Origin of the sequence: Corynebacterium sp. HMSC06D04 (assembly GCF_001807315.1) — a bacterium.
Lineage (GTDB): Bacteria > Actinomycetota > Actinomycetes > Mycobacteriales > Mycobacteriaceae > Corynebacterium > Corynebacterium simulans.
In genome coordinates this window covers 246683-268610 of sequence record NZ_KV788559.1, presented here as the reverse complement: position 1 = coordinate 268610, position 21928 = coordinate 246683, and the positions used below count along the sequence as shown (strand labels likewise).

At 58.4% G+C, this 21928-nt stretch carries 20 protein-coding genes; 15 read left to right on the top strand and 5 right to left on the bottom strand.

Features of this window, described 5'->3' with window-relative positions; genetic code table 11:
* Positions 1-333 (bottom strand): biotin/lipoyl-containing protein (locus tag HMPREF3155_RS10925; RefSeq protein WP_305764344.1); only part of this gene is annotated, 333 nt, incomplete at its 3' end.
* A 139-nt stretch (positions 334-472) separates the two neighbouring features.
* Here HMPREF3155_RS10925 and HMPREF3155_RS10920 point away from each other — a divergent pair.
* Positions 473-865, top strand: a complete 393-nt coding sequence (locus HMPREF3155_RS10920) for a hypothetical protein (RefSeq protein ID WP_061923587.1) — start codon at positions 473-475, stop codon at positions 863-865.
* Between the two features lie 22 nt (positions 866-887).
* Here HMPREF3155_RS10920 and HMPREF3155_RS10915 read toward each other — a convergent pair whose 3' ends face one another.
* A complete protein-coding gene (locus tag HMPREF3155_RS10915) occupies positions 888-2387 on the bottom strand; it encodes a leucyl aminopeptidase (RefSeq protein WP_070433299.1) in 1500 nt (499 codons plus the stop codon).
* A 120-nt stretch (positions 2388-2507) separates the two neighbouring features.
* Here HMPREF3155_RS10915 and HMPREF3155_RS10910 point away from each other — a divergent pair, with 120 nt between their 5' ends.
* Complete coding sequence (locus HMPREF3155_RS10910; RefSeq protein ID WP_070433298.1) at positions 2508-3614, top strand: branched-chain amino acid aminotransferase; 1107 nt, start codon at positions 2508-2510, stop codon at positions 3612-3614.
* 21 nt (positions 3615-3635) lie between these two features.
* Here the strand turns inward: HMPREF3155_RS10910 and HMPREF3155_RS10905 are convergent, their stop codons facing one another.
* Together HMPREF3155_RS10905 and HMPREF3155_RS10900 are read right to left on the bottom strand one after the other, a co-directional pair.
* Complete coding sequence (locus tag HMPREF3155_RS10905) at positions 3636-4649, bottom strand: nicotinate-nucleotide--dimethylbenzimidazole phosphoribosyltransferase (RefSeq protein WP_062043901.1); 1014 nt, start codon at positions 4647-4649, stop codon at positions 3636-3638.
* A gap of 54 nt (positions 4650-4703) precedes the next feature.
* On the bottom strand, positions 4704-5405 hold the full coding sequence (locus HMPREF3155_RS10900; RefSeq protein WP_062043904.1) for a DUF3043 domain-containing protein: 702 nt from the start codon (positions 5403-5405) through the stop codon (positions 4704-4706).
* Between the two features lie 153 nt (positions 5406-5558).
* Here HMPREF3155_RS10900 and HMPREF3155_RS10895 point away from each other — a divergent pair, with 153 nt between their 5' ends.
* A complete protein-coding gene (locus HMPREF3155_RS10895) occupies positions 5559-5903 on the top strand; it encodes a HesB/IscA family protein (protein WP_061923570.1) in 345 nt (114 codons plus the stop codon).
* A 170-nt stretch (positions 5904-6073) separates the two neighbouring features.
* Here the strand turns inward: HMPREF3155_RS10895 and asnB are convergent, their stop codons facing one another.
* Positions 6074-7996: an asparagine synthase (glutamine-hydrolyzing) gene (gene asnB, locus HMPREF3155_RS10890; RefSeq protein ID WP_070433297.1), complete on the bottom strand. Its 1923-nt coding sequence runs from the start codon at positions 7994-7996 to the stop codon at positions 6074-6076.
* 410 nt (positions 7997-8406) lie between these two features.
* Here asnB and HMPREF3155_RS10885 point away from each other — a divergent pair, with 410 nt between their 5' ends.
* From HMPREF3155_RS10885 to HMPREF3155_RS10830, 12 genes are all read left to right on the top strand, one after another.
* Positions 8407-9483, top strand: coding sequence for an aa3-type cytochrome oxidase subunit II (locus tag HMPREF3155_RS10885; protein ID WP_061923561.1), 1077 nt, complete (start codon positions 8407-8409; stop codon positions 9481-9483).
* Between the two features lie 23 nt (positions 9484-9506).
* On the top strand, positions 9507-9938 hold the full coding sequence (locus HMPREF3155_RS10880; RefSeq protein WP_070433296.1) for an aa3-type cytochrome oxidase subunit IV: 432 nt from the start codon (positions 9507-9509) through the stop codon (positions 9936-9938).
* Between the two features lie 612 nt (positions 9939-10550).
* Positions 10551-11135 carry an aa3-type cytochrome oxidase subunit III gene (locus tag HMPREF3155_RS10875; protein ID WP_179294365.1) on the top strand — a complete coding sequence of 195 codons (585 nt, stop codon included), beginning with the start codon at positions 10551-10553 and terminating at the stop codon, positions 11133-11135.
* Positions 11136-11206: 71 nt separating this feature from the next.
* Positions 11207-12094, top strand: coding sequence for a cytochrome bc1 complex diheme cytochrome c subunit (locus HMPREF3155_RS10870; RefSeq protein ID WP_062038174.1), 888 nt, complete (start codon positions 11207-11209; stop codon positions 12092-12094).
* Positions 12091-13311, top strand: coding sequence for a cytochrome bc1 complex Rieske iron-sulfur subunit (locus HMPREF3155_RS10865; protein ID WP_061923549.1), 1221 nt, complete (start codon positions 12091-12093; stop codon positions 13309-13311). Before HMPREF3155_RS10870 ends, HMPREF3155_RS10865 begins: the two co-directional genes overlap by 4 nt.
* Positions 13311-14933, top strand: coding sequence for a cytochrome bc1 complex cytochrome b subunit (locus HMPREF3155_RS10860; RefSeq protein WP_062038180.1), 1623 nt, complete (start codon positions 13311-13313; stop codon positions 14931-14933). The genes HMPREF3155_RS10865 and HMPREF3155_RS10860 overlap by 1 nt, the downstream gene beginning before the upstream one ends.
* Positions 14934-15759: 826 nt before the next feature.
* Positions 15760-16383 carry a C40 family peptidase gene (locus tag HMPREF3155_RS10855; protein ID WP_070433295.1) on the top strand — a complete coding sequence of 208 codons (624 nt, stop codon included), beginning with the start codon at positions 15760-15762 and terminating at the stop codon, positions 16381-16383.
* 169 nt (positions 16384-16552) lie between these two features.
* Positions 16553-17662, top strand: coding sequence for a C40 family peptidase (locus tag HMPREF3155_RS10850; RefSeq protein ID WP_235591059.1), 1110 nt, complete (start codon positions 16553-16555; stop codon positions 17660-17662).
* Positions 17663-17672: 10 nt separating this feature from the next.
* On the top strand, positions 17673-18794 hold the full coding sequence (locus tag HMPREF3155_RS10845) for a glycosyltransferase family 4 protein (RefSeq protein ID WP_061923541.1): 1122 nt from the start codon (positions 17673-17675) through the stop codon (positions 18792-18794).
* 83 nt (positions 18795-18877) lie between these two features.
* Complete coding sequence (locus HMPREF3155_RS10840; RefSeq protein WP_061923538.1) at positions 18878-19831, top strand: ROK family protein; 954 nt, start codon at positions 18878-18880, stop codon at positions 19829-19831.
* 21 nt (positions 19832-19852) lie between these two features.
* Positions 19853-20599 (top strand): lysophospholipid acyltransferase family protein, encoded by a 747-nt coding sequence (locus tag HMPREF3155_RS10835; RefSeq protein ID WP_061923535.1) that lies wholly within the window; start codon positions 19853-19855, stop codon positions 20597-20599.
* A gap of 3 nt (positions 20600-20602) precedes the next feature.
* Positions 20603-21820 (top strand): acyltransferase family protein, encoded by a 1218-nt coding sequence (locus HMPREF3155_RS10830; RefSeq protein WP_083281307.1) that lies wholly within the window; start codon positions 20603-20605, stop codon positions 21818-21820.
* The last annotated feature ends 108 nt before the right edge of the window (positions 21821-21928 follow it).

Genomic DNA, 21928 nt, shown 5'->3' with positions numbered 1-21928 from the left:
AGCCTCTTCCTTCTTCTCTTCAGCCTTCGGCTCTTCTTTGGCTTCTTCCTTTTCCTCGGCTGGCTTTTCAGCGGAAGAATCGGAAGCAGACTCGCCCTCGTCACCAATGATGGCGATCACGGAGCCGACCTCTACGTCGTCATCTTCGTCAGCCTTGATTTCGAGGATAGTGCCCGCAACGGGGGAAGGGATTTCGGTGTCGACCTTATCGGTGGAGACCTCGAGCAATGGTTCGTCGACCTCGACCGTGTCACCCACGGACTTCAGCCACTGGGTAATCGTGCCTTCGGTTACGGATTCGCCCAGTTCGGGCATCACAACAGAGTGTGCCATAAGTAATAAGACTCCTCGGAAGTCGGAATTGTTTAACGCTGATGCTCAATCCTACCGCGTGTGTGCGACTAGCGTGCACATCTGGGTCCACCAGTCCGTTTTAAGTGCGAAAGTACGCGGGGGAGTAGACTCATGGCCTATGTTTAATCCCTTCCGTCGAAACAGATCTAGGTCCCAGCTGCGGCCCCCACGTGGGCCTGGCGAGACGATCCGGAAGGAAGACGCAGCAGCCCTTTCTGAGTGGGCGCGCGGACGCGCCTATATTGAAGCATTCGTAGAACCCGAAACGGTGGTCAACGAGATGTCCGTGGTTGTCGTGGATGAGACTGGCCAGTTCATCCGCCGCCGGATCGGCGGGCCGAAGGGTATTGATGCCGTGGCGAAACTGCTGCAATGCGATGTCTATGACGTAGAAGAAACCGGCTATCCCCAGCGCATGCGCGAGCGTATGGAGCGCGAACGCATCTTGCGCAAGCGAGAAGAACAAAGACAGCGCCGCGCCCGCTTTGAGCGCGAGCACGGCGCTGAGTAGAAGCCCAGGCTAGGGCTGCGGTTTAGGACTCTGCGATTTCGCGCAGCGCTGCAACCACGGTGCGAACTGGAACGCCGGTGGCGCGCTTCGGGGTGTAGCCGTGCGGTGCGCCGTTGTTCCAGGACGGGCCGGCGACGTCGATGTGCGCCCACTCGATGTCTTCGCCGACGAACTTCTGCAGGTAGGTACCGGCAAATTCCATGCCGCCCTCGCGCTTAGCGTTGATATTGCGGATATCGGCAGCCTGGGACTTGACCTCTTCGTCGTGCTCCTCGAGCAGCGGCATTGCCCATGCGTTCTCACCGACCTCGCGGCCAATCTCAGCAATGCGGTCGCGGAAGAGATCGGAGCCCATGACGCCAGCGGTACGGGTACCCAGCGCGACAATCTGCGCGCCGGTAAGCGTAGCGGTCTCGATGAGGTACTCCGGCTTATCCTCGCTGGCGCGAGCAATGGCATCTGCCAAAACGAGGCGGCCTTCGGCGTCGGTGTTGAGCACCTCAGAGGTGATTCCGCCGTAGTGAGTAATCACATCGCCTGGGCGGGTAGCACCTGGTCCTGGCATGTTTTCAGCAAATGGCAGGGTAGCGGTGACCTTGACTGGGATCTCCAGCTTGGCGGCTGCGATGATGGCAGCGGCCATGGCGGCGGAGCCACCCATGTCGGAGATCATGTCCCACATGCCGGCGCCCGGCTTCAAGGAGATACCGCCGGTATCGAAGGTGATGCCCTTGCCCACCAGAGCAACGGTGCTGGTGGCATCCTTCGGCTCCCAGGTAAGTCGCACTAGGCGTGGTGGGCGCTTGGAGCCTTTGCCCACGGAGATGATGCCGCCGTAGCCTTCCTTCTTCAGCTGCTTTTCATCTAGTACCTCTACCTCCAGGCCTGCCGCGGCAGCCTCGTTGGAGATGAATTCGGCATAAGACTCAGGGTAGAGCTCGTTAGCCGGGGTATTTACCAGATCGCGGGCGAGGTTCACAGCCTCAGCGGTAACGCGCGCGGCCTCGAACTCTTCGGCTGCCTTCTTGTTTGCGATAACGCTGAAGGAAGCCGGCGACTCGGAGTCGTTGGCCTCGCCGGAACGGATGCCACGGTAAGCGTAGCCGCCAAGGACGAGGCCCTCGACGGTGGCGGTCAGGCCAAAGTCCGCAAGGGTGGTGACCACGGTGCCGGCGCCGGTGAGCGCACGCGCGGCGGTGCCGGCGTGACGGCGCAGCATTTCGGCGTCGAGAAGCTCAGCGTCACCCAATCCGACAGCGACGATGAGCGGCGCGATGGAATCCTGCGGTGCAGGGATGCGGGTGATTTCGCCTGCGCGGCCAGTTGCGTCTACCGCAGCAAGCGCCTCGTAGGTAGCGCGCAGCGCAGCGGAATCCAGTGCGTCGCTTCCCGGAACCTCAAGGCCATCCTCGCCGCTGAAAGCTGCGATGAGCAATGCGTCGGCCTTCTTTGGGGCCTTCTTTGCCAGTTCAACAGATGGGAAGCTGCCGCGGGCGGGCAGGGTAAACGCGGACTTTGCCACGATTTCCTCCTTGCATTCGGGATTGAAAATGGTTTTACCTCACACACCCTACCCGCCTACCTCACATCTTTAGGCGAATTTTTCCTGCCCTTCTATAGAAAAGGGAGTAGCGTGTGGGGCATGTTGAACTACACCGTAACGCGTACTGAGCACCCCACTTCCGCTGAAAAGCTGGCCGAGATTCTCCAGGATCCTGGCTTTGGCAAAAAGTTCACTGACCACATGGTGACCATCGATTGGAACGAAGAAAAGGGCTGGCATGACGCGCAGGTGCGTCCGTATGCGCCGTTTAGCATGGACCCAGCCTCCAACATCTTCCACTACGGCCAGGCCATCTTCGAAGGTATTAAGGCCTACCGTCAGCCGGATGGCACCATCGCCACCTTCCGCCCAGAAGAAAACGCGCAGCGTTTCATCGATTCTGCGGCGCGTTTGGCCATGCCGGAGCTGCCGCAGGAAGAGTTTATCGAGTCGCTGCGCCAGCTAGTCGACGTCGATCAGGCATGGGTTCCAGCCGCGGGCGGCGAGGAGGCGCTCTACCTGCGCCCCTTTATGATTTCCACTGAGGTCTCCTTGGGCGTTCACCCGGCGAATTCTTATCGCTACATGCTGATTGCCTCACCGGCAGGCGCATATTTCTCCGGTGGCATCAAACCGGTATCGGTTTGGCTGTGTACCGACTATGTGCGTGCGGCTCCAGGTGGCACTGGTGCGGCGAAGTTCGCTGGCAATTATGCGGGCTCCCTGCTTGCGCAGGCACAGGCTGCGGAGAAGGGATGCGACCAGGTGGTTTGGCTCGATGCCATCGAACACAAGTACATCGAAGAAATGGGTGGGATGAACCTAGCGTTTATCTACGGCGAGGAAGGAAACCAGACCCTGGTTACCCCAGAGCTTTCCGGCTCCTTGCTGCCGGGCATTACCCGTAAGTCCTTGCTGCAGGTAGTACAGGATATGGGGCTTAAAGTTGAGGAGCGCCGCATCACTGCGCAACAGTGGCGCGATGATGTTGCATCGGGTGCGATGACGGAAGCCTTTGCTTGCGGCACCGCCGCCGTTATCACTCCAGTGGGCCATGTCATGGGCGACGACGTTGACTTCAAGGTCAACGGCAACGAAGCCGGCAAGACCACGATGGCGCTGCGCGAGCGGCTCACTGGCATCCAGCGTGGTTGCGTAGAAGATAACCACGGCTGGCTGCACACGCTGGTTGAGAAGGCCGACTAATCCTGCGGCGCCTGTTTGGGCCTATTCTTGAGCCGATTCTAGAGTCGGCTCTTGAGCTGCTGCGAGAACATTGAGTTCGTCCGCGGCAAGTTCGAGGGCGGACTGAATGAGCGGCAACGCGGCCAGTGCGCCCAGGCCTTGTCCGGCGCGCATCTCAAGCTCAAGCAGTGGGCGCAGCTCCAGCAGCTGCAAGGCCTTAATGTGTGCCGGCTCCGTGGTGACATTCGCCGCGAGCAGCCACTGCTTTACGCCTGGTGCGAGGGACTCGGCGAAGACTGCGGCGGCGGCGCACAGCGGGCCGTCGATAAGCATCGGCGTGCGGCGCGCAGTGGCCTGACAGATAAAGCCCACCAACGCCGCAAAGCTAGGCGAGGATGCGGCTTGAATAACCTCCGCGCCCTCCAAGTTGCGGATGCGGAACATGGCGTCGCGGATCACGGTGACTTTGGTCTTCCACATTGCATCCGTGGTGCCCGAGCCAGGGCCCACGATGGCGACCGGCTCAGTGCTGGTGAAATGACCCATGAGCGCTGCGGCAACGGTGGTAGCACCAACGCCCACCTCGGCGGGAATGAGCAGATCGGCGCCGGAATCAATCTCGGCGTCGGCAGTGGCTTGGCCCAAAGAAAACGCCGCCTCGAACTCCTCGTTGCCCATCGCCGGCTCGACGTCGATAGGGGCGGAGGGCGCACAATCGACGACCGTGATGCTGGCGCCTGCGCGGCGTGCCAAGCTGTGGCTCGGTCCGGTGCCTTCCTTTAATTCAGCAATCTGCTGCGCGTCGGATTCGGGTGCGAAAGCAGAAAGGCCGACACCTTCGAAAGTGCGGGTAGCTATGCCATGCGAACCAGCGAAGACGACAACGCGTGGGCGGCGCAAAGCCGCCGCTGGTACGACATCCTGACAAGCAGCAAGCCAGCTCGCGACGCCGCTCAACCTGCCGAAAGAATCTCCGCGTACAGAGGAAGCCAACGCGTCGGCGACGGCGCGGCCTGCTTGCTGATCAGGCTGCGGAACCGGCGTGAGCTCAGACATCGCTACTCCTTAATAACTGCCTAGAAATAACTACCTAGATTAAGTAAGACTGCCTTAGACGGTAGCGCCGCGCTCGACGCGTGGCTTTGGGGTACGCCACTTACGCGGCTGGGAAGCGCGCGTATATGCGTAGAAACCCAAGCCGAAGCCAGCCTCGGTGGTTCCCGGGAACTTCAGGCGCACTGCGTTGTTGCACTGACGAGCCAGCCAGAAACCCTCGATGGCGATGACCGCGATAACCACCATTGCGAAGATATTGACCCAGTTGGCAACGTTGGGGCTGAAGTTGGCCAGCATCATAACCACAAGCAGAAGCAGCATCATAGGCATCATCCACTCGTTGATGAATTTGCGGGAATCCACCCAGTCACGCACGTAGCGGCGGACTTCGCCCTTATCGCGGGGCAGCAGGTAGCGCTCGTCGCCGCTCGCCATGCGCTCCTGGGCAAGGCGGTTAGCCGCGCGAGATTCCTCGCGCTCCTTGCGCTTATAGGCCTTCCATTCCTCCTTGGACATGGAAGCCTTCATCTCCTTGCGGTGCTGGTAGCGCTGGGCTTCGGACATGCCGTGCGGATCGCGCTTGACGCCGCGGGCGATCTCTTGCTGATCGCGCTTCGGCGTGGGGCGACCCTTGGGCGGGGTGTAACCCTTGCGGTGTTCCACCGGCTTTTCAGCAGCCGGGGTTTCGCTCATCTGAGAAGCGGGGAGGGCGGCGCTACCGTCCGCCTTTTCATCTTTTTGCCACGGAAGTTTCACGTTGATCAGACTACAAGGTTGCAGGCATTAAATGGGAATAGGCCCGTCCTGCCCGGCGTTGTGAAAGACGTAAGCGAGGTCAACCTTTCCACCTTCGAAACATTGAGGGTAGGGTAGAGGCCAGAAAAACCCGTACTTAATAGAGGAGAAGACATGACCGCTCCAGCTTCCGCTACCGGCGTCATCCTGACCGAGGCAGCAGCCGCAAAGGCAAAGGCACTGCTCGAGCAGGAAGGCCGCGATGACCTGTCTCTGCGTATTGCCGTCCAGCCAGGTGGTTGCGCTGGCCTGCGTTACCAGCTGTACTTCGACGACCGTAGCCTCGACGGTGACAAGGTCGACAACGTTGATGGCGTAAACCTCGTCGTTGACAAGATGTCCGTTCCTTACCTCACTGGCGCAAAGATCGACTTCGCTGACACCATTGAGTCCCAGGGCTTTACCATTGACAACCCGAATGCCGGTGGCTCCTGTGCTTGTGGTGACTCCTTTAACTAAATAGCGCGCTTTTAAGCGTTTCAGCTTAAAGCGTCTTGGCTTAAAGCCCTTCGTGGCTGCAAGCACGAAAAGTGCCCGCCGCTTTCCTCTGTTCCTCCTTTTGAAAGATAAGGGAGACAGGGCAAGCGGCGGGCACTTTTTGGATAAACGTCAAAGTGACGAAACCTGGCTTATAGCTTTACCGGATAGTCGCGCTGTTCGATCTGCGGATCGATGCGATTTTCTACGAAGATGCCGTGCCAGATCATGAACGAGAGGACCGTCCACAGGCGGCGCGAGTGATCGCTCACGCCGTCGCGGTGCTCCTTGAGCATCTCCAGAACTTCCTTCTTGTTGAAGATGTCCTCGGTCTGGGACTCGTTGATCTGGTCCTGTGCCCAGCCGTAGAGCTCGTCGCCAGCCAGCCAGTGGCGCATTGGAACTGGGAAGCCGAGCTTCTTGCGGTGTAGAACGTGTGGCGGAACAATCTGCTCCATTGCCTTGCGCAGAGCGTACTTGGTGGTGCCGTGGGAAATCTTCAGATCGTGCGGAATGGTTTCTGCCACCTTGAAGACTTCCTTGTCCAAGAACGGCACGCGCAGCTCCAGGGAGTTAGCCATATTCATCTTGTCGGCCTTGACCAAGATGTCGCCGCGCATCCACGTAAACAGGTCGAGGTGCTGCATGCGGGCAACTGGGTCGAAGTCACGGGACTGCGCATAAATGGGCGCCGTGACCTCACGGTGGTCCCATTCCTCCTTGGCCCACGGAATAACGCGCTGCATTTGCTCGAAGTTAAAGGAGCGGGCGTTGCCGTAGTAACGCTCTTCCATGGTCATGGAACCACGGTTGAGTAGGGACTTACCCTTCATGCCTTCTGGGAGAACCTTCGACAGCTGGCCTAAGCCACGGCGCAGCGGGGAAGGGATCTTCTCAAATGGTGCCAGCGAAAGCGGCTCCTTATAAATGGTGTAGCCGCCGAACAGCTCGTCCGCGCCCTCGCCGGAGAGAACGACCTTGACGTGTTTGCGGGCCTCCTGGGCCACGAAGTACAGCGGAACCAGGGACGGATCGGCCACCGGGTTGTCCAGGTACCACATGATTTTCGGAACCGCGGTGGCGTATTCCTCTGGGGAGACAATCTTGACGATATGCTCAACGCCGATTGCTTCAGCAGATTCTGCGGCGACGTCGACTTCGGAGTAGCCTTCGCGCTCGAAGCCGGTGGTGAAAGTCAAAAGATCCGGATTGTGGCGCTTTGCCAGGGTTGCAATCGCGGTGGAGTCGATGCCTCCGGACAGGAAAGAGCCAACCGTGACGTCTGCACGCATGTGCTTTTCGACGGAGTCCTCCAGCGCCTTAGCAATCTTGTCGAAGAGCTGCTGTTCGCTGCCCTCTGCCACCTTCTGGACCGAGAAGCGCGGCTTGAAGTAGCGATCGTTTGTGACCTTCTGGCCCGGGCGCAGCGTGACGGTAGAGCCGGATTCGACGCGGCGAATGTTAGCGTGCAGGGATTCCGGTTCCGGAACGTACTGCAGATCGACGTAATGCTCAATTGCGCGCTTGTCTAGGCTGAGGTCTAGACCTAGCGGCTCGGCCATGTCGAGGATGCACTTCATCTCGGAGGCGAAGATGGTGCCTGCCTCGGTGGTGGCGTAATACAGCGGCTTGATGCCGAACTGGTCGCGGGCGGCAAACATCGTCTTGGTTTCGGTGTCCCAGATAACGAAGCCAAACATGCCCCGCAGGTGATTGACCACATCCTCGCCCCAGTGGTGATAGCCCACGACGATGGGCTCGCCGTCGCCTTCGGTGTTGAACTTCAGGCCGGCTGCCTTAAGCTCCTCGCGCAGCTCGATGTAGTTGTAGATCTCGCCGTTGAAGGTCAGGGCATAACGCTCTGGATTATCTTCTGGGCCCCAGCGCAGCGGCTGGTGGGAGTGCTCAAGGTCAATGATGGACAGGCGGTTGAAGCCAAAGACGACGTCGTCGTCATGCCAGGTGCCCGCTGCATCCGGGCCGCGGTGGTGCATGCACTGCAAGGACTGTTCGAGGGCATCTACGTACTTGGCCGCGTCGTGATTAGCGGTCAGTAGTCCGCAAAGTCCGCACATAGGGTGGTTGCTCCTTATTAATCAAGGGTCTTTTTCTTCCGAATACTTTACGGGGCTTAAATCCTAAATGGAGTTACGCGCGCCGAGTTACAAGCTTCGTGGCAGTCTTTGTCCAGCAATCGGGGAGGGGTTGGCGCAGCTTACCCGTTAGGGTGCGAACTTTCGGATGATTTAGCCGCATGACCTTTGTGAATTGGGTCATAGGCTAAACCCGCCATTCGAGGGGTTGGTTCTGCCCTTGTGCAGGTGGGCCGGTAACATGCAGTGCGTTCGCAGTTTGCAGAGTGTTTCGGAAGGCCTGTGAAGCTATCAAATGCTTAAGAAACGCAGGCTCCATCCACTATCCTGATTGGATAGGAATGCTCTGTGAGTATTCGAGAAGTTTGTGTGGACAGAAAGGCAGAACACACGTGGGACAGCGTAAGCAGCGCAACTTTGCCCGTAAGGCGGGCCTAGCTGGCGCAATCGCTCTTGGCGGCTTCGCATTGGCCGGTTGTGACGTAGAAGCTCCAACCGCCGTTGAGAACCTCTTGGGCTTTGGTTGGCCAAAGGGTATTACCCCTGAGGCGGAGTCTATGTACAACTTCTGGATTTGGGTCTGGGTTGCAGCATGGATTGTTGGTTTCATCATGTGGGGGCTCTTCCTCACCGCCATCTTCAAGTGGAACGCGAAGAAGGCTGAAAAGGATGGCAAGGGCGAGTTCCCTAAGCAGCTGCAGTACAACGTGCCGCTGGAGATGACTCTGACCATCGTGCCAATTCTTATCATCATGGGCCTGTTCTTCTTTACCGTTCAGGCGCAGCAGAAGGTCACCGCACTGGATAAGAACCCAGAGGTTACCGTCGATGTCACCGCTTACCAGTGGAACTGGAAGTTCGGTTACGCCGAGAACAAGGTAGACGGCGAGAACTACAACGGCGAGGACACCGAGCGTAAGAAGATTGCTGAAGAATCCTCCGTTGACCCGGAGGGCGTGGAGAACCCGAACCCAATTCACGGCAAGTCCATGGGGGACATCTCCTACCTGAACTTCAACAAGATCGAGACTGTTGGCTCCACCGAGGAGGTTCCGGTTCTGGTTCTTCCTTCCGAGACCCCGATTGAGTTCCGTCTCGCTTCCGGTGACGTCTCCCACGCATTCTGGGTTCCGGAATTCCTCTTCAAGCGCGACGTTTACGCGCACCCAGAGGCTAACGCTCAGGAGCGTCGCTTCCAGATTGAGAAGATTGATGAGGAAGGCGCATTCGTTGGCCGCTGTGCCGAGATGTGCGGTACCTACCACTCCATGATGAACTTCGAGATCCGTGTTGTTAACCGCGATGACTTCAATAAGTACCTGAAGTTCCGTGAGCAGAACCCGGAGGCAACCAACGCTGAGGCTCTTGAGCACATCGGCCAGGATCCTTACGCAGTGACCACCTCTCCGTTCAACTCTCAGCGCGATACCCGCACCGGTGACAACTTCGTTGACACCCCGAAGGCATAAGTAGAAAAGGACTGAATTTCACAATGCGTGCAACATCTAAGGTCTTCTACTCGATTGCGACCTACCTGTTTGTTTCCCTGATTGTTTACGTCCTCGGCGTGAGCTTCGTGAAGGATGACGGCTACCTGTACGGTCCGGAGTGGGCAGGCATCGTCGGCCTTACCCTGGCGTTCCTGCTGTGCATCATGCTCGGCGTGTACATCAGCTTCACCGATTCCCGCGTCGACGTCGCTCCTGAGGACTGGGAAGAGGCAGAGACTGAGGACGGCGCTGGCATCCTCGGCTTCTTCTCCCCGGGTTCCATCTGGCCGCTGGCTATGACCGGCTCCATCGCGCTGCTTGGTCTGGGCATCATCTTCCTGTACTTCTGGCTCATCGTTCTCGGCGCTGCTTGCCTGGTGGCTTCCGTTACCGGTCTGTCCCTGCAGTACGGTCTGCCGAAGGAAAAGCACTAACTTTCCTTGCGCGTTAGTGGCGGCCTATCCCGGCAGCCCATAACGCCCGCCTAAAACTTCTCGCGTCCCCCATCACTTTCCGTGGTGGGGGACTTTGGCGATCTCTGCGTCGGATGGAAGGTTCCAAAAGTTCCCACAAAATCTAAAAGATTTTCTAAAGCGGATGTAGCGGGGGAGGAGACGATAGTGAAAGCTGCTCTCAACGCGCGCTATATCGCCGAGTAATGGCACGTTAGGGGCTATTTTCGCGGGGGTCAACCGAAAGTTGGAAACCTGCTATTTTCAGCAGCGACCGTTTTGTGATTTATATCATCGACCTAATTGCTCAATTCGGTTGCAAAGCGCATCTTAAGTGTTCAAATTTTCCGACGATTTCGCGGTCCTTTCGGCGGTTAACCGGCCAATAAGCTGTTTACCTGCACGGATGGGACGTCGTAAAGCAGTAGCAAAAGTTCCCGCTAGCAGCCGATTTTTCTCCAGAATTAACCTTTGCTGGCAAAGCGCTGTGGCATGGCGAAAAGTAGCTTCAAAATATCGGGGGGAATTAAAGTGACTTCACGTCTCTGACCGGCCATACTGTTATGCGTGACGAGCGTAGTTTCAAACCAAGGTATGGCAGCACCACGTGTTGCCGCGCTGAACCGACCCAACATGGTCAGCGTTGGCACCATCGTGTTCCTGTCTCAGGAATTGATGTTCTTTGCCGGACTGTTCGCGATGTGGTTCACCTCGCGTGCAAACGGCCAGGAAGGCGACTGGGCGGAGCATACCGCCCATATCAACGTGCCGATGGGATTCATCATCACGGCAGTGCTGATTTCGTCTTCCGTGACCTCCCAGTTCGGCGTATTCGCAGCAGAAAGGGGTGACGTATACAAGCTCCGACTCTGGTACTCAGTGACCTTGCTGTTGGGTGTTGTCTTCTTGGGCATCATGGCATTTGAGTGGACAGAGTTGATCACGCACGGTGTGACTGTTCAGTCCAGCGTCTTCGGTTCGGTCTTTTACATCCTGACCGGCTTCCACGCTGCACACGTGACTGCAGGCCTTATCTCCTTCGCGATCATTCTGGCGCGTATTGCTAAGTCCAAGTTCACGCCAGCACAGGCAACCGCAGCGATGGCAGTGTCCTACTACTGGCACTTCGTCGACGTTGTCTGGATTGGCGTGTTCGTAGTCATCTACCTAGTCCAGTAGGCCGTAGGAGCCCGGGAGCAGGCTCTCGGCCTACAGCCATCCATTTCCGTGTACGAGTTATCTAAAGGAAAATGATGGATAACATTCAGCAAACCGCCGCAGTGGAAGAGACCACTGCCGCGGCTAAGAAGACCCGCCGTCGCCGCAAGGCGAAGCGCACTCTTGCCGGCGCCTTCGCTCTGAGCATCGGTCTGACTGGTGCTGGTGTCCTGGCTTCGGCCTTGACCCCAGACGCGCAGATCGCAACCGCTCAAAAGGATGATCAGGCTCTCGTTCAAGAGGGCAAGGACATCTACGACGTTGCTTGTATCACCTGCCACGGTGCCAACCTGCAGGGCATTGAGGGCCGCGGCCCGTCCCTCGTTGGCATCGGTGCTGGCTCCGTGTACTTCCAGGTGCACTCCGGCCGCATGCCGATGATGTCCAATGATGCACAGGCTGAGCGCAAGACCCCGCGTTACACCGAGCAGCAGACCCAGGCGCTTGCAGCTTATGTTGCAGCAAATGGTGGCGGCGCTGACATCGTCTACAACGAAGACGGCACCATTGCTCAAGAATCTCTTCGTGGCGCTAACTACAACGGCCAGATTCAGGCCGAGGACGTAGCTAAGGGTTCCGAGCTGTTCCGCATGAACTGTGCATCCTGCCACAACTTCACCGGCCAAGGCGGCGCGCTGTCCTCCGGTAAGTACGCTCCGCCGCTGGCTCCGGCCAACGAGCAGGAGATCTACCAGGCAATGCTGACCGGTCCGCAGAACATGCCTAAGTTCTCCGACCGTCAGCTTTCTGCAGACGAGAAGAAGGACATCATCGCCTACCTCAAGTCTGCAAAGGAAACCCCGTCTCCAGCAGGCTGGGACCTTGGTGGATTGGGCCCGGTCGCTGAGGGTCTCGCAATGTGGATCATCGGCATCAGCGCTTTGTGCGTTGCCGCTATGTGGATTGGATCGCGCTCATGAGCAATGTAAAGAAGAACTACACCAACGCAGAGCTCGACAAGATGAGCAACGATGAGCTCGCCGCTCTCGGCACCGAGCTCGACGACGTAACCGTTGCGTTCCGCAAGGAGCGTTTCCCGGTCGATGGCGACCCAGCTGAAAAGCGCGCCGCCGGTAACGTCACCTTCTGGCTGGCACTGTCTGTCATCGCTGGTATCGCCTTCCTTGGCGTTTACCTCTTCTGGCCTTGGCAGTACAAGATGCTGGGAGAGGACGGCATCTGGTGGCATACTCTTTACACCCCGTTGCTGGGTGTTACCGCTGGCCTGGCTATTTTGGCCCTGGGCTTTGCCATCGTTCAGTACGTTAAGAAGATTCTGCCAGAAGAGATTTCCGTTCAGCGTCGTCACGACGGCCCTTCCGAGGAAGTCGACCGCCGCACCCTGACCGCTCTTCTGAACGATTCTTGGAAGACCTCCACTCTGGGTCGTCGCAAAACCATCATGGGTCTGCTCGGCGGCGCAGGCGTTCTGTTTGGTCTGTCCGTTATTGCTCCGCTGGGCGGCGCAATCAACAACCCATGGAAGAAGCGCCACGAGCTTAACTACGCTGGCGACGGCACTCTGTGGACCTCCGGTTGGACCATGCACGAGAAGGGCGTGAAGCTCTACCTGGCTCGCGATACCTCTACTATTGCGGAAAAGCACGAGGGCGAGTCCGGTACCCACTACACCACCCGTGGCCTCGCTCGTCTGGTTCGCGTGCGTCCTGAGGACCTCGCTGCCGGCGGCATGGAGACTGTCTTCCCGCTCGCTGCGGAAGACGTCAACGATGGTGACCTGTGGTCTGAGGAAAAGGACGTCTACGAAAACCACATGCACTCCATTCACGGCAACCGCAACGCCGTGATGCTCATCCGCCTGCGTCACTCCGATGCGCAGAAGGCAATTGAGCGTGCTGGTCAGGAAGACTTCCACTACGGCGACTACTACGCCTACTCCAAGATCTGTACCCACATTGGTTGCCCGACCTCTCTGTACGAGGCTCAGACCAACCGCATTCTGTGCCCGTGCCACCAGTCGCAGTTCGACGCTTTGCACTACGGCAAGCCGGTCTTCGGACCTGCAGCCCGTGCACTGCCGCAGCTGCCGATCGGCGTGGACGAAGAGGGCTACCTCGTTGCCAAGGGCAACTTCATCGAGCCTGTCGGACCTGCATTCTGGGAGCGTAAGTCATAATGAGTAACAAACTTGCCAAGATGGGCAACAACATGGATTCGCGCTACTCCGCAGCCGGAGTACTGCGAACCCAGCTGAACAAGGTCTTTCCGACCCACTGGTCCTTCATGCTCGGTGAGATGGCTCTTTACAGCTTCATCATCCTGCTACTGACCGGTATCTACCTGGCACTGTTCTTCGACCCTTCCATCACGAAGGTCATCTACGACGGTGCATACACCCCGCTGAACGGCGTTGAGATGTCCCGCGCTTACGCAACTGCGCTGGATCTTTCCTTCGAGGTTCGCGGCGGCCTGTTTATCCGCCAGATGCACCACTGGGCAGCCCTGATGTTCATGATGTCCATGGTTGCTCACATGCTCCGCATCTTCTTCACCGGTGCGTTCCGTCGCCCGCGTGAGGCTAACTGGATTATCGGTTGTGCACTGATTCTCCTGGGCATGGTTGAGGGCTTCCTCGGCTACTCCCTTCCGGACGATCTGCTCTCCGGCGTTGGTCTGCGAATCATGTCCGCTATCATCCTGGGCCTGCCTATTATCGGCACCTGGCTGCACTGGGCAATCTTCGGCGGCGACTTCCCGTCCGACCTCATGCTGGACCGTTTCTACATCCTGCACGTTCTGGTTATCCCGGGCATCATCCTGGGTCTGGTTGCCGCTCACCTCATCATGGTTTGGTTCCAGAAGCACACCCAGTTCCCTGGACCAGGCCGCGCAGAAAACAACGTTGTCGGCGTCCGCATTATGCCGGTCTTCGCTACGAAGGCAATCGGCATGGGAATGATGGTTGCTGGCGTTCTGGCTTTGATGTCTGGTCTTCTGACCATCAACGCCATCTGGCTGCTTGGCCCGTACAACCCGTCTCAGGTCTCCGCTGGTTCCCAGCCGGATATCTACATGCTGTGGACTGACGGTGTTGCTCGTGTCATGCCGGCATGGGAGCTGTACCTGGGCAACTACACCATCCCATCCGCGTTCTGGGTAGCTCTGCTGTGTGGCGCCATGGTTGTGCTGCTGTTTGCTTACCCGTTCCTGGAGAAGAAGTTCACTGGCGATGACGCTCACCACAACCTGCTGCAGCGTCCGCGCGATGTTCCGGTTCGTTCCGCTATCGGCGCAATGGCAATCACCTTCTTCCTGCTGGTGACCCTGTCCGGTGGTAACGACCACGTCGCACACTTCTTCCAGATCTCGCTGAACGCAATGACCTGGGTTGGTCGTATCGGCCTCATCGTCTTGCCTCCAATCGCTTACTTCATGACCTACCGCATCTGCGTTGGTCTGCAGCGTTCCGACCGCGAGGTCTTGGAGCATGGCATCGAGACCGGTGTTATCAAGCAGCTGCCGAATGGTGCCTTCATCGAGGTCCACCAGCCGCTTGGCCCGGTCGACGAGCACGGCCACCCGGTTCCGCTGGAGTACGCTGGCGCTCAGGTTCCGAAGCAGCTCAACCAGCTTGGCTTCGCTGACTCTGAGACCCAGGGTATTTTCTCCCCGGATGACTCCGCACTCATGCACCGTGTCCACGAAATTCACGAGGAGAACCACGCTGAGGAGGCAGAAATGTTCCGCCGCCTCAACGAGGCAAACCGTCGCGAAGACGAAGAGCACGGCCGCATCTAAGGCTTCTATATAAGAGCCTGAAACTCGCTCACAAGCCCTCGTCTTTCCTACTGCTAGTAGGAGAGGCGGGGGCTTTAGTGATCCCCACATCGGCCCGCTAGGCGCCTGTGTTGCTTGCCGTTCTCTACTCTTTATATATATAGGAAGCAATCCATTCAGTCTTTAAGGAGAGAGCTCTGGGGATAAAGAGCACGCTTTAAGGGGGGAAGTAGCGCATTCTCCGAGCGCATAAACTCGCCAAAACTGAGTTCAAATGTGTGTGAAAATTGGGGCTGGTGAGCCTCCAATTCTGGCCCAAAACTGAGCTGTGAGGAAGGTCACTGTCTCAATTTTTTACGCTAAATTTGGTTCAAAAGTTGATGATAATGAGTTTCCCGCAAACGGCATTAGCGGCCATTATTTTCGCAGGTTAGGCTTTGTCTCAAAGTGATAACGGGGAGCGTTCCCCGGTTAAAGGTCTGAAACATTTCGGAAACGTCAATGGAAGATAACGGGACGATAACGGCCGTGGTTTTGGGTCGGTGATTCGACATTGGCCGTGACAGTTTCGTAACCTATTTGAGACATTGAGTTACCGACGAAGTGGTGCTCAATAACGAACTGAAGATTTAAGTGCCGCATCTGGCCCCTCCTAAACCGGGGGCCGAGTGGAGATGCTCCTACAGGAACGAAGCATCAACGAACGCTAGGCCCGCCCCGGGTCAGAGCTCCGAATGGTTTGCAGAAATGGTGAACCAGAGCGTGAATCTTTACTTCCAGTATTTCTGCGAAGTAATTACGCGTGCTCATTCGAAGTAGGCACACAGGAAGATTTGGAGTTTAATTCGTGGCTAAGCACCGTCGTCAGGGCGCAATCACTACCCGCCGTATTGCAACCACCGCAGTTGCTGCAGCGTCCGCAGCAGTTGCAGTCCCAGCAGTTGCACAGGGTGCCGAGGTAGTCATTCCTAACACCGACTACCGCTTCGAGGTTGCGGGCCTGGAGAACGTCCCGAACATCAACCAGGTTCCGAACATTCAGCAGTATGTTCCGTCCCTGCAACAGGAGAACGTAAACTACGCTGCGTCCGTACAGGCGTCGGCTCCGGCCGCTGCTCCGGCACAGTCTGCGGGCCAGAAGGCTCTCGCAGCTGCACGCTCCGTCATTGGTGCACCGTACGTTTACGGTGCAAACGGCCCGAGCGCATTCGACTGCTCCGGTCTGACCTCTTGGGCATACCGCCAGGCTGGCGTTGAGATCCCACGTACTTCCCAGGCTCAGGCTGCTGCTGGCAAGCAGGTCTCCCTGGATGCTCTGCAGCCGGGCGACATCATCGTCTACTACTCTGGTGCATCCCACGTCGGTATCTACACCGGCAACGGCACCATCATCGATGCTTTGAACTCCGGTGTCCCGGTTCAGGAGCGCCCTCTGGATTACATGCCGATCCACTCCGCAGTTCGCTTCTAAGGCTTAAGCAGCTGCCTTCGGCATTACTGGCCCTTGCCTCCATTTATTTATGGACGGCAGGGGCTATTTGTGGTTTTATGGTTTGTTGTTCGTGTACTCGCTTTCAGCGCGAGATATGCGCTAGTATTAAGCGGTCTATTATTATTTTTTAAGTTTGGGAACTACTACCGTGCTTTCTTCCACTTTGCGGGCCCGCCGCACTTTCTACGCGGCATTGGCCGCAGCGCTTACCGTATCCACTGCTTGGGGCGTGGCGGTCGTGCCTCCCGCGACGGCACAAGAGGTCGAGCAAGTCCAGGAAGCACCGGCTGCCGCAGCGCCCGCGGAGGAACCTGGTAGTCCTGAGAGCGAGGACCTGCAGAAGTTGGTTGACCGTGTCGCGGACGTCGCCCAGCGCGTGGCCGCCAAGAACGAGGAAGTCAAGGCTTCCGAGGATGCACTGGCCGCTACCGAAAAGGAAGTAGAAGAACTCCAGAAGCGCGCCGATGACGCGCGCATAAAAGCGGATGCTGCAGCTGTTGCCGTAACAGACCAACAAGATCGCATCAACGGCATCGCCCAGTCGCGTTACCGCGGTGATTCCACCAGTGCCGTCGCAGCCGCTTTGGATGCCGCAGATCCTGGCACCGCTGTTGAACGTATGGGCTACCTTGGCGCGCTTTCGCGCACCGCGCAACGCAATCTTGATGACAAGGCTGCGGCCGCCGACGTCGCTCGTGGACTGCAAGACGAGGCCGCCGCTGCCGTAAAGGCCGCACAAGATAAGGCTGTGGAGCTTGAACAGCAGCGGGATCGCCTTCTCAAGGAGCAGGAAGAGCTCGAAACACAGAAGAAGGAGATCGAGGAAAAGGTCGATAGCCTAAACGAGGCGCAGCGCGCTGCCTTTGTGGGCCGCTTCGGTGCTAAGGACGTCGACGTTGCTGCCTTGTCCGACGGTTCCGGTTCCAAGGCCGTCGAAGCTGCCCTTACCCGCTTGGGTGCGCCGTATGGCTGGGGTGCTACGGGCCCTGACGTCTTTGACTGCTCAGGTCTTATGCTTTGGAGTTATCAGCAGATGGGCAAGTCCATTCCGCGTACCTCGCAGGCGCAGCTCGCAGGTGGCACCCAAGTCCCACTCGATCAGCTCGAGCCCGGTGACATCATCGGTTATTACCCAGGAGTTACCCACGTCGGTATGTACGTCGGCGATGGCAAGGTAGTACATGCTTCGACCTATGGCGTGCCGGTTCAGGTTGTTCCGGTGGACTCTATGCCGATCCAAGGAGCGGTGCGCTACTAGAGTAGGGCGCATGGCGCGCACACTACTGGTTAGCAATGACTTCCCGCCCACGATTGGCGGGATTCAGTCATATCTACGGGACTTCGTCTCCACCCTGGATCCTTCCGAGGTTGTCGTCTTTGCCTCGACGCAGGATGCTGAGGCCGCCGCGCTTTACGATGCCGCCCAGCCCTACCAGGTCATCCGTTGGCCGCGGCGCATTATGCTGCCTACTCCGGCAACCGTGCGCGAGATGCAGCGGCTTATCAAGGCCTATGACATCGACATCGTTTGGTTCGGTGCGGCAGCCCCTCTTGCATTGATGGGTAAGGCTGCCAAGGAAGCCGGCGCGACCAAGGTTGTGGCCACTACTCACGGCCACGAGGTGGGGTGGTCCATGCTTCCGGTTGCCCGTCAGGCGCTGCGGTGCATCGGAGAGCACGCTGATGTTATTACGTATATCTCCGACTACACGCTGCGTCGCTTGCAAGCGCCCTTTGGCCCTGGGCCGAAGTGGGTGCATCTTCCCTCTGCGGTGAGCCTGGAGGATTTTCAGCCGGCCGATGAGCAGAAAAAGCAGGCTGCGCGTGCGCACTTCGGTTTGTCAGATGGTCCCGTCATCACGTGTATTTCCCGCTTGGTCCCGCGCAAGGGGCAAGACCAGCTGCTGCGAGCTCTGCCGAAGGTTCGCGCGCAATTTCCCAATGCACAACTGCTCATCATTGGTCGCGGCCGCTACCGGAAAGCTTTAGAGCGGCTCGCCGAAATCTATGCCCCCGACGTCATCATCCGCGAGGCCAAAGACATTACGGAGCTGCAGATGGCCCTGCACGCCGCCGATGTCTTTGCCATGCCCGCGCGTACCCGTGGGGGAGGCCTCGACGTCGAGGGCTTGGGCATCGTCTACCTTGAGGCCCAGGCCTGCGGCGTGCCCGTCATTGCCGGTGACTCCGGCGGCGCACCGGAGACCGTCACGGATGACACCGGCATCGTGGTGCGCGGTTCAAGTGTTGCCGAATTGGAGGAGGCATTGTGCGCCTTGCTAGGCGATGCTCCTCGCGCCCGCCGCATGGGCCAGGCTGGCCGCAACCACGTGGAGAAGGCATGGACGTGGGAAATCATGGGTGGGCGCCTGCGTGAAATCTTGGCTTAGTGACAGAGATTAATTTCTTTATCGATTCCGCTCGAACATGCAGAATGTGACCAATACCCCGGCGGGGGTATATCCTGTTGTGCATGCTTGAACACGCTCAACCTGCCGCGGACTCCGGATTCACCATTGGATTCGACATCGGCGGCACCAACCTACGCGCGGCGACCATCAGCGCGGAGGGCAACATTGTTGATTCGGTGAGCGTGCCAACTGCGGATAGCGCCCGCCAGCTAGAAGATGACATCGTCCAGGCCGTAGACACCCTGCGTGAGAAGAATGAGATCTCCGCAGTCGGCTTGGCACTCGCCGGCTTTTTGGATCCCCAGTGCGAAACCGTGCGCTTTGCCCCGCACTTGCCGTGGCGCGATGCGCCGGTGCGCGAAATTTTGAGCAAGCGGCTCGGTCTACCCGTACGCCTCGAGCATGACGCTAACTCCGCAGCGTGGGGAGAGTGGCGCTTCGGTGCCGGTCGCGGCGCCAAGGACTGGGTGTTCTTCTCTGTCGGCACCGGCATTGGCGCAACCTTGATGACCGAGGACAAGATTTACCGCGGCGCGTTCGGCACGGCCCCAGAATTCGGCCACCTTACCGTGGTCCCGGGTGGACGCGAGTGCTCCTGCGGCAAGCGCGGCTGCCTAGAACGCTATGCCTCCGGTACCGCATTGCCCGATACCTGTGAGGAGCTGCGCCCAAGCTATTCCACCACGCTGCCAGTAGGTGCCGAGGGAGTAGAAATCACCACCGCCGCACGCGCCGGCGATCCTCTCGGCCTAGCCGTCATGGAGCACTTCGGAACCTGGCTGGGCCAGGGCCTTTCCATCGTGGCAGACGTCTTGGATCCCGAGCTGATCGTGATTGGCGGCGGCGTCGCCAATGATGCGGATCTCTACCTAGACACCGCGCGCGAGAACATGGCGCGCCAAATAGTAGGGGCGGGGCATCGCCCGCTGGCCCGCGTGGCCACCGCAGATCTGGGCTCAGCGGCGGGTATGATTGGCGTAGCTGACCTAGCCCGCAATGGGCTTGCCATAGGTTAATTAAACGACAGGGACAACGCGATGCGAAACAAGTGGTACTGGGCATTTAAGAACATCTTTTTCGGTCCTGCCTTGCGGTTGTGGAACCGCCCGTGGACTGAAGGCATGGATAACATTCCCACTGCAGGCCCAGCGATTCTTGTCTCCACGCACCAAGCGGTGATGGACTCTTTCTTCTTCCCACTGATGTGCCCGCGTCAGATCACCTTCTTGGCCAAGAGCGAGTATTTCACTACCCCGGGCTTGGTGGGCCGCGCGCAAGCGTGGTTCTTCAGCTCGGTCGGCCAGGTCCCTGTCGAGCGCGACAGCGACAACGCCAGCGATGCCATGCTGGAATCCGCACAGCTGATTCTGAATAGGGGAGACCTGTTTGGCATCTACCCGGAGGGCACCCGTTCTCCTGATGGCCGCATCTACAAAGGTCGTACTGGTATGGGGCGCATCGCCATGACCACCGGGAAGAAGGTCATTCCGATCGCCATGATCGGTACCCGCAAGGCCAATCCGATCGGCAGCTGGGTGCCGCGTCCTACCAAGGTCGGCATGCGCGTTGCCGAGCCGATCGATCCGCATGAGTGGGCAGCGGAACGCGGTTTGGACCCGAATGAGCATGACACCATTCGTGCTTTCACCGATTACGTTATGCAGGAATTGGCCGAGCTTTCCGGCCAGCCATATGTCGATGTCTATGCCTCTGAGGTCAAAGCCTCCCTGCAAGCAGGCAAGGGCTATCCTGCAGGCGCGGAACCAAAATACGAGGCGCACTAGGCGGTGAGTTCCCCTAAGGCTCGATTAGCGTGGCCTGACATCGCCAAGGGTATTTCCATCCTTGGCGTTGTTCTTTTGCACGTCACGCTCACTGTTCCCGAATCCAGCGAGACCCGACTTGCGGCCCTCAACCTCTGGCTAGACCCGCTGCGTTTGCCCCTCTTCTTCCTCGTCAGCGGCTACTTTTCTACGAAGGTTTTTAACTTCACCTTCCCGCAGCTTTTCGCGCGCCGCCTGTGGTATTTCATCGTGCCCTATGTGGTGTGGATGGCCGTGGAATTGCAGGTAAAACGCCTCGAATTACACTGGGTCTTTGAAAGCGACATCTTTGATCGCAATGAGATGTTGTTCAACATGGTCTTTGGCCATACGATGGCCTGGTTTATCCATTCTCTGATCTTCTTCAACATCTTCTTGTGGTGCGTACGCAAGCTGCCCGGCTGGCTGGCCGTGCTTTTAAGCTTTACGCCGCTGTTGTTCATGGCGTGGCAGGCGCACTTTACCTTCATTGCCAAGGCAATGATGTTCCTGCCGATGTTCGTAGCCGCGGCTTTCTTCCGGGACTGGATTACCCGCTTCGCCTCCGAAATCGAGGCACCTTTCAAGGGACACTTTGGCCTTTCCACCGCCTTTTTCTACGGCGGCACCATTGTGGCTTACCTCTGCGGCTCCTTTTTCCGCCGTGCTTGGGATTCTTATCCCGAGGAGGTCTTCATTCCGTGGCCGCTGCCCGGTGCGGAGTACCTGACCTCTAACGAGGTGCACATCTTGGTCCGCTTCGTGGAACAGGCCTTGGAGGTCCCGCTGGGCATTGTGCTTGCGATTTGGGTCTCTTATGTCCCGGTTCTGTCCAAGGGATTGCGCTTTATTGGCTCGCACACGCTGCCCATCTACTTGGCGCATCCCATCGGCCTTACAGTGGGCTATGGCTTCTTCATGGCTTGGTTCCCACATGAGGTCACTCTGCACGGCGAGCACTTGCTGGATAACACCTGGTTCTGGTTGATCGCCTGCTTCGTCTTTGCAGCCATTGCCTCTCTGGCGCTATGGGCGCTGGGGCGTGTGCCGATTGTAGGCTGGCTGCTCAAACCGCCGTACATCTCGCATCTCATCGACGCGCCTGCACAGCAGGATTATCATCCGGAAAACACTCCGCGGCAAGACCCAAAGGCCCACCGCTGCGAGCGGGCCCCCTGCTGCAGCGCACGCCGCCGCGACTAGCAGGTGTATGCGTGGGAGCGGGGGTCGGGCGGCGTCGCCAAGCACCGCCTCTTGCACCCCAGACCCCAAGGCATGCTGGGGGAGGGAAGCCAAGTAAGATTAGGCCCC

What these genes read in the sequence shown, in the direction of transcription:
- HMPREF3155_RS10920 (WP_061923587.1), top strand. Translation starts at nt 473, where the DNA reads ATGTTTAATCCCTTCCGTCGAAACAGATCTAGGTCCCAGCTGCGGCCC.
- HMPREF3155_RS10910 (WP_070433298.1), top strand. Translation starts at nt 2,508, where the DNA reads ATGTTGAACTACACCGTAACGCGTACTGAGCACCCCACTTCCGCTGAA.
- HMPREF3155_RS10905 (WP_062043901.1), bottom strand. Translation starts at nt 4,649, where the DNA reads ATGTCTGAGCTCACGCCGGTTCCGCAGCCTGATCAGCAAGCAGGCCGC.
- HMPREF3155_RS10895 (WP_061923570.1), top strand. Translation starts at nt 5,559, where the DNA reads ATGACCGCTCCAGCTTCCGCTACCGGCGTCATCCTGACCGAGGCAGCA.
- asnB (WP_070433297.1), bottom strand. Translation starts at nt 7,996, where the DNA reads ATGTGCGGACTTTGCGGACTACTGACCGCTAATCACGACGCGGCCAAG.
- HMPREF3155_RS10880 (WP_070433296.1), top strand. Translation starts at nt 9,507, where the DNA reads ATGCGTGCAACATCTAAGGTCTTCTACTCGATTGCGACCTACCTGTTT.
- HMPREF3155_RS10875 (WP_179294365.1), top strand. Translation starts at nt 10,551, where the DNA reads ATGGCAGCACCACGTGTTGCCGCGCTGAACCGACCCAACATGGTCAGC.
- HMPREF3155_RS10870 (WP_062038174.1), top strand. Translation starts at nt 11,207, where the DNA reads ATGATGGATAACATTCAGCAAACCGCCGCAGTGGAAGAGACCACTGCC.
- HMPREF3155_RS10865 (WP_061923549.1), top strand. Translation starts at nt 12,091, where the DNA reads ATGAGCAATGTAAAGAAGAACTACACCAACGCAGAGCTCGACAAGATG.
- HMPREF3155_RS10860 (WP_062038180.1), top strand. Translation starts at nt 13,311, where the DNA reads ATGAGTAACAAACTTGCCAAGATGGGCAACAACATGGATTCGCGCTAC.
- HMPREF3155_RS10845 (WP_061923541.1), top strand. Translation starts at nt 17,673, where the DNA reads ATGGCGCGCACACTACTGGTTAGCAATGACTTCCCGCCCACGATTGGC.
- HMPREF3155_RS10840 (WP_061923538.1), top strand. Translation starts at nt 18,878, where the DNA reads ATGCTTGAACACGCTCAACCTGCCGCGGACTCCGGATTCACCATTGGA.
- HMPREF3155_RS10835 (WP_061923535.1), top strand. Translation starts at nt 19,853, where the DNA reads ATGCGAAACAAGTGGTACTGGGCATTTAAGAACATCTTTTTCGGTCCT.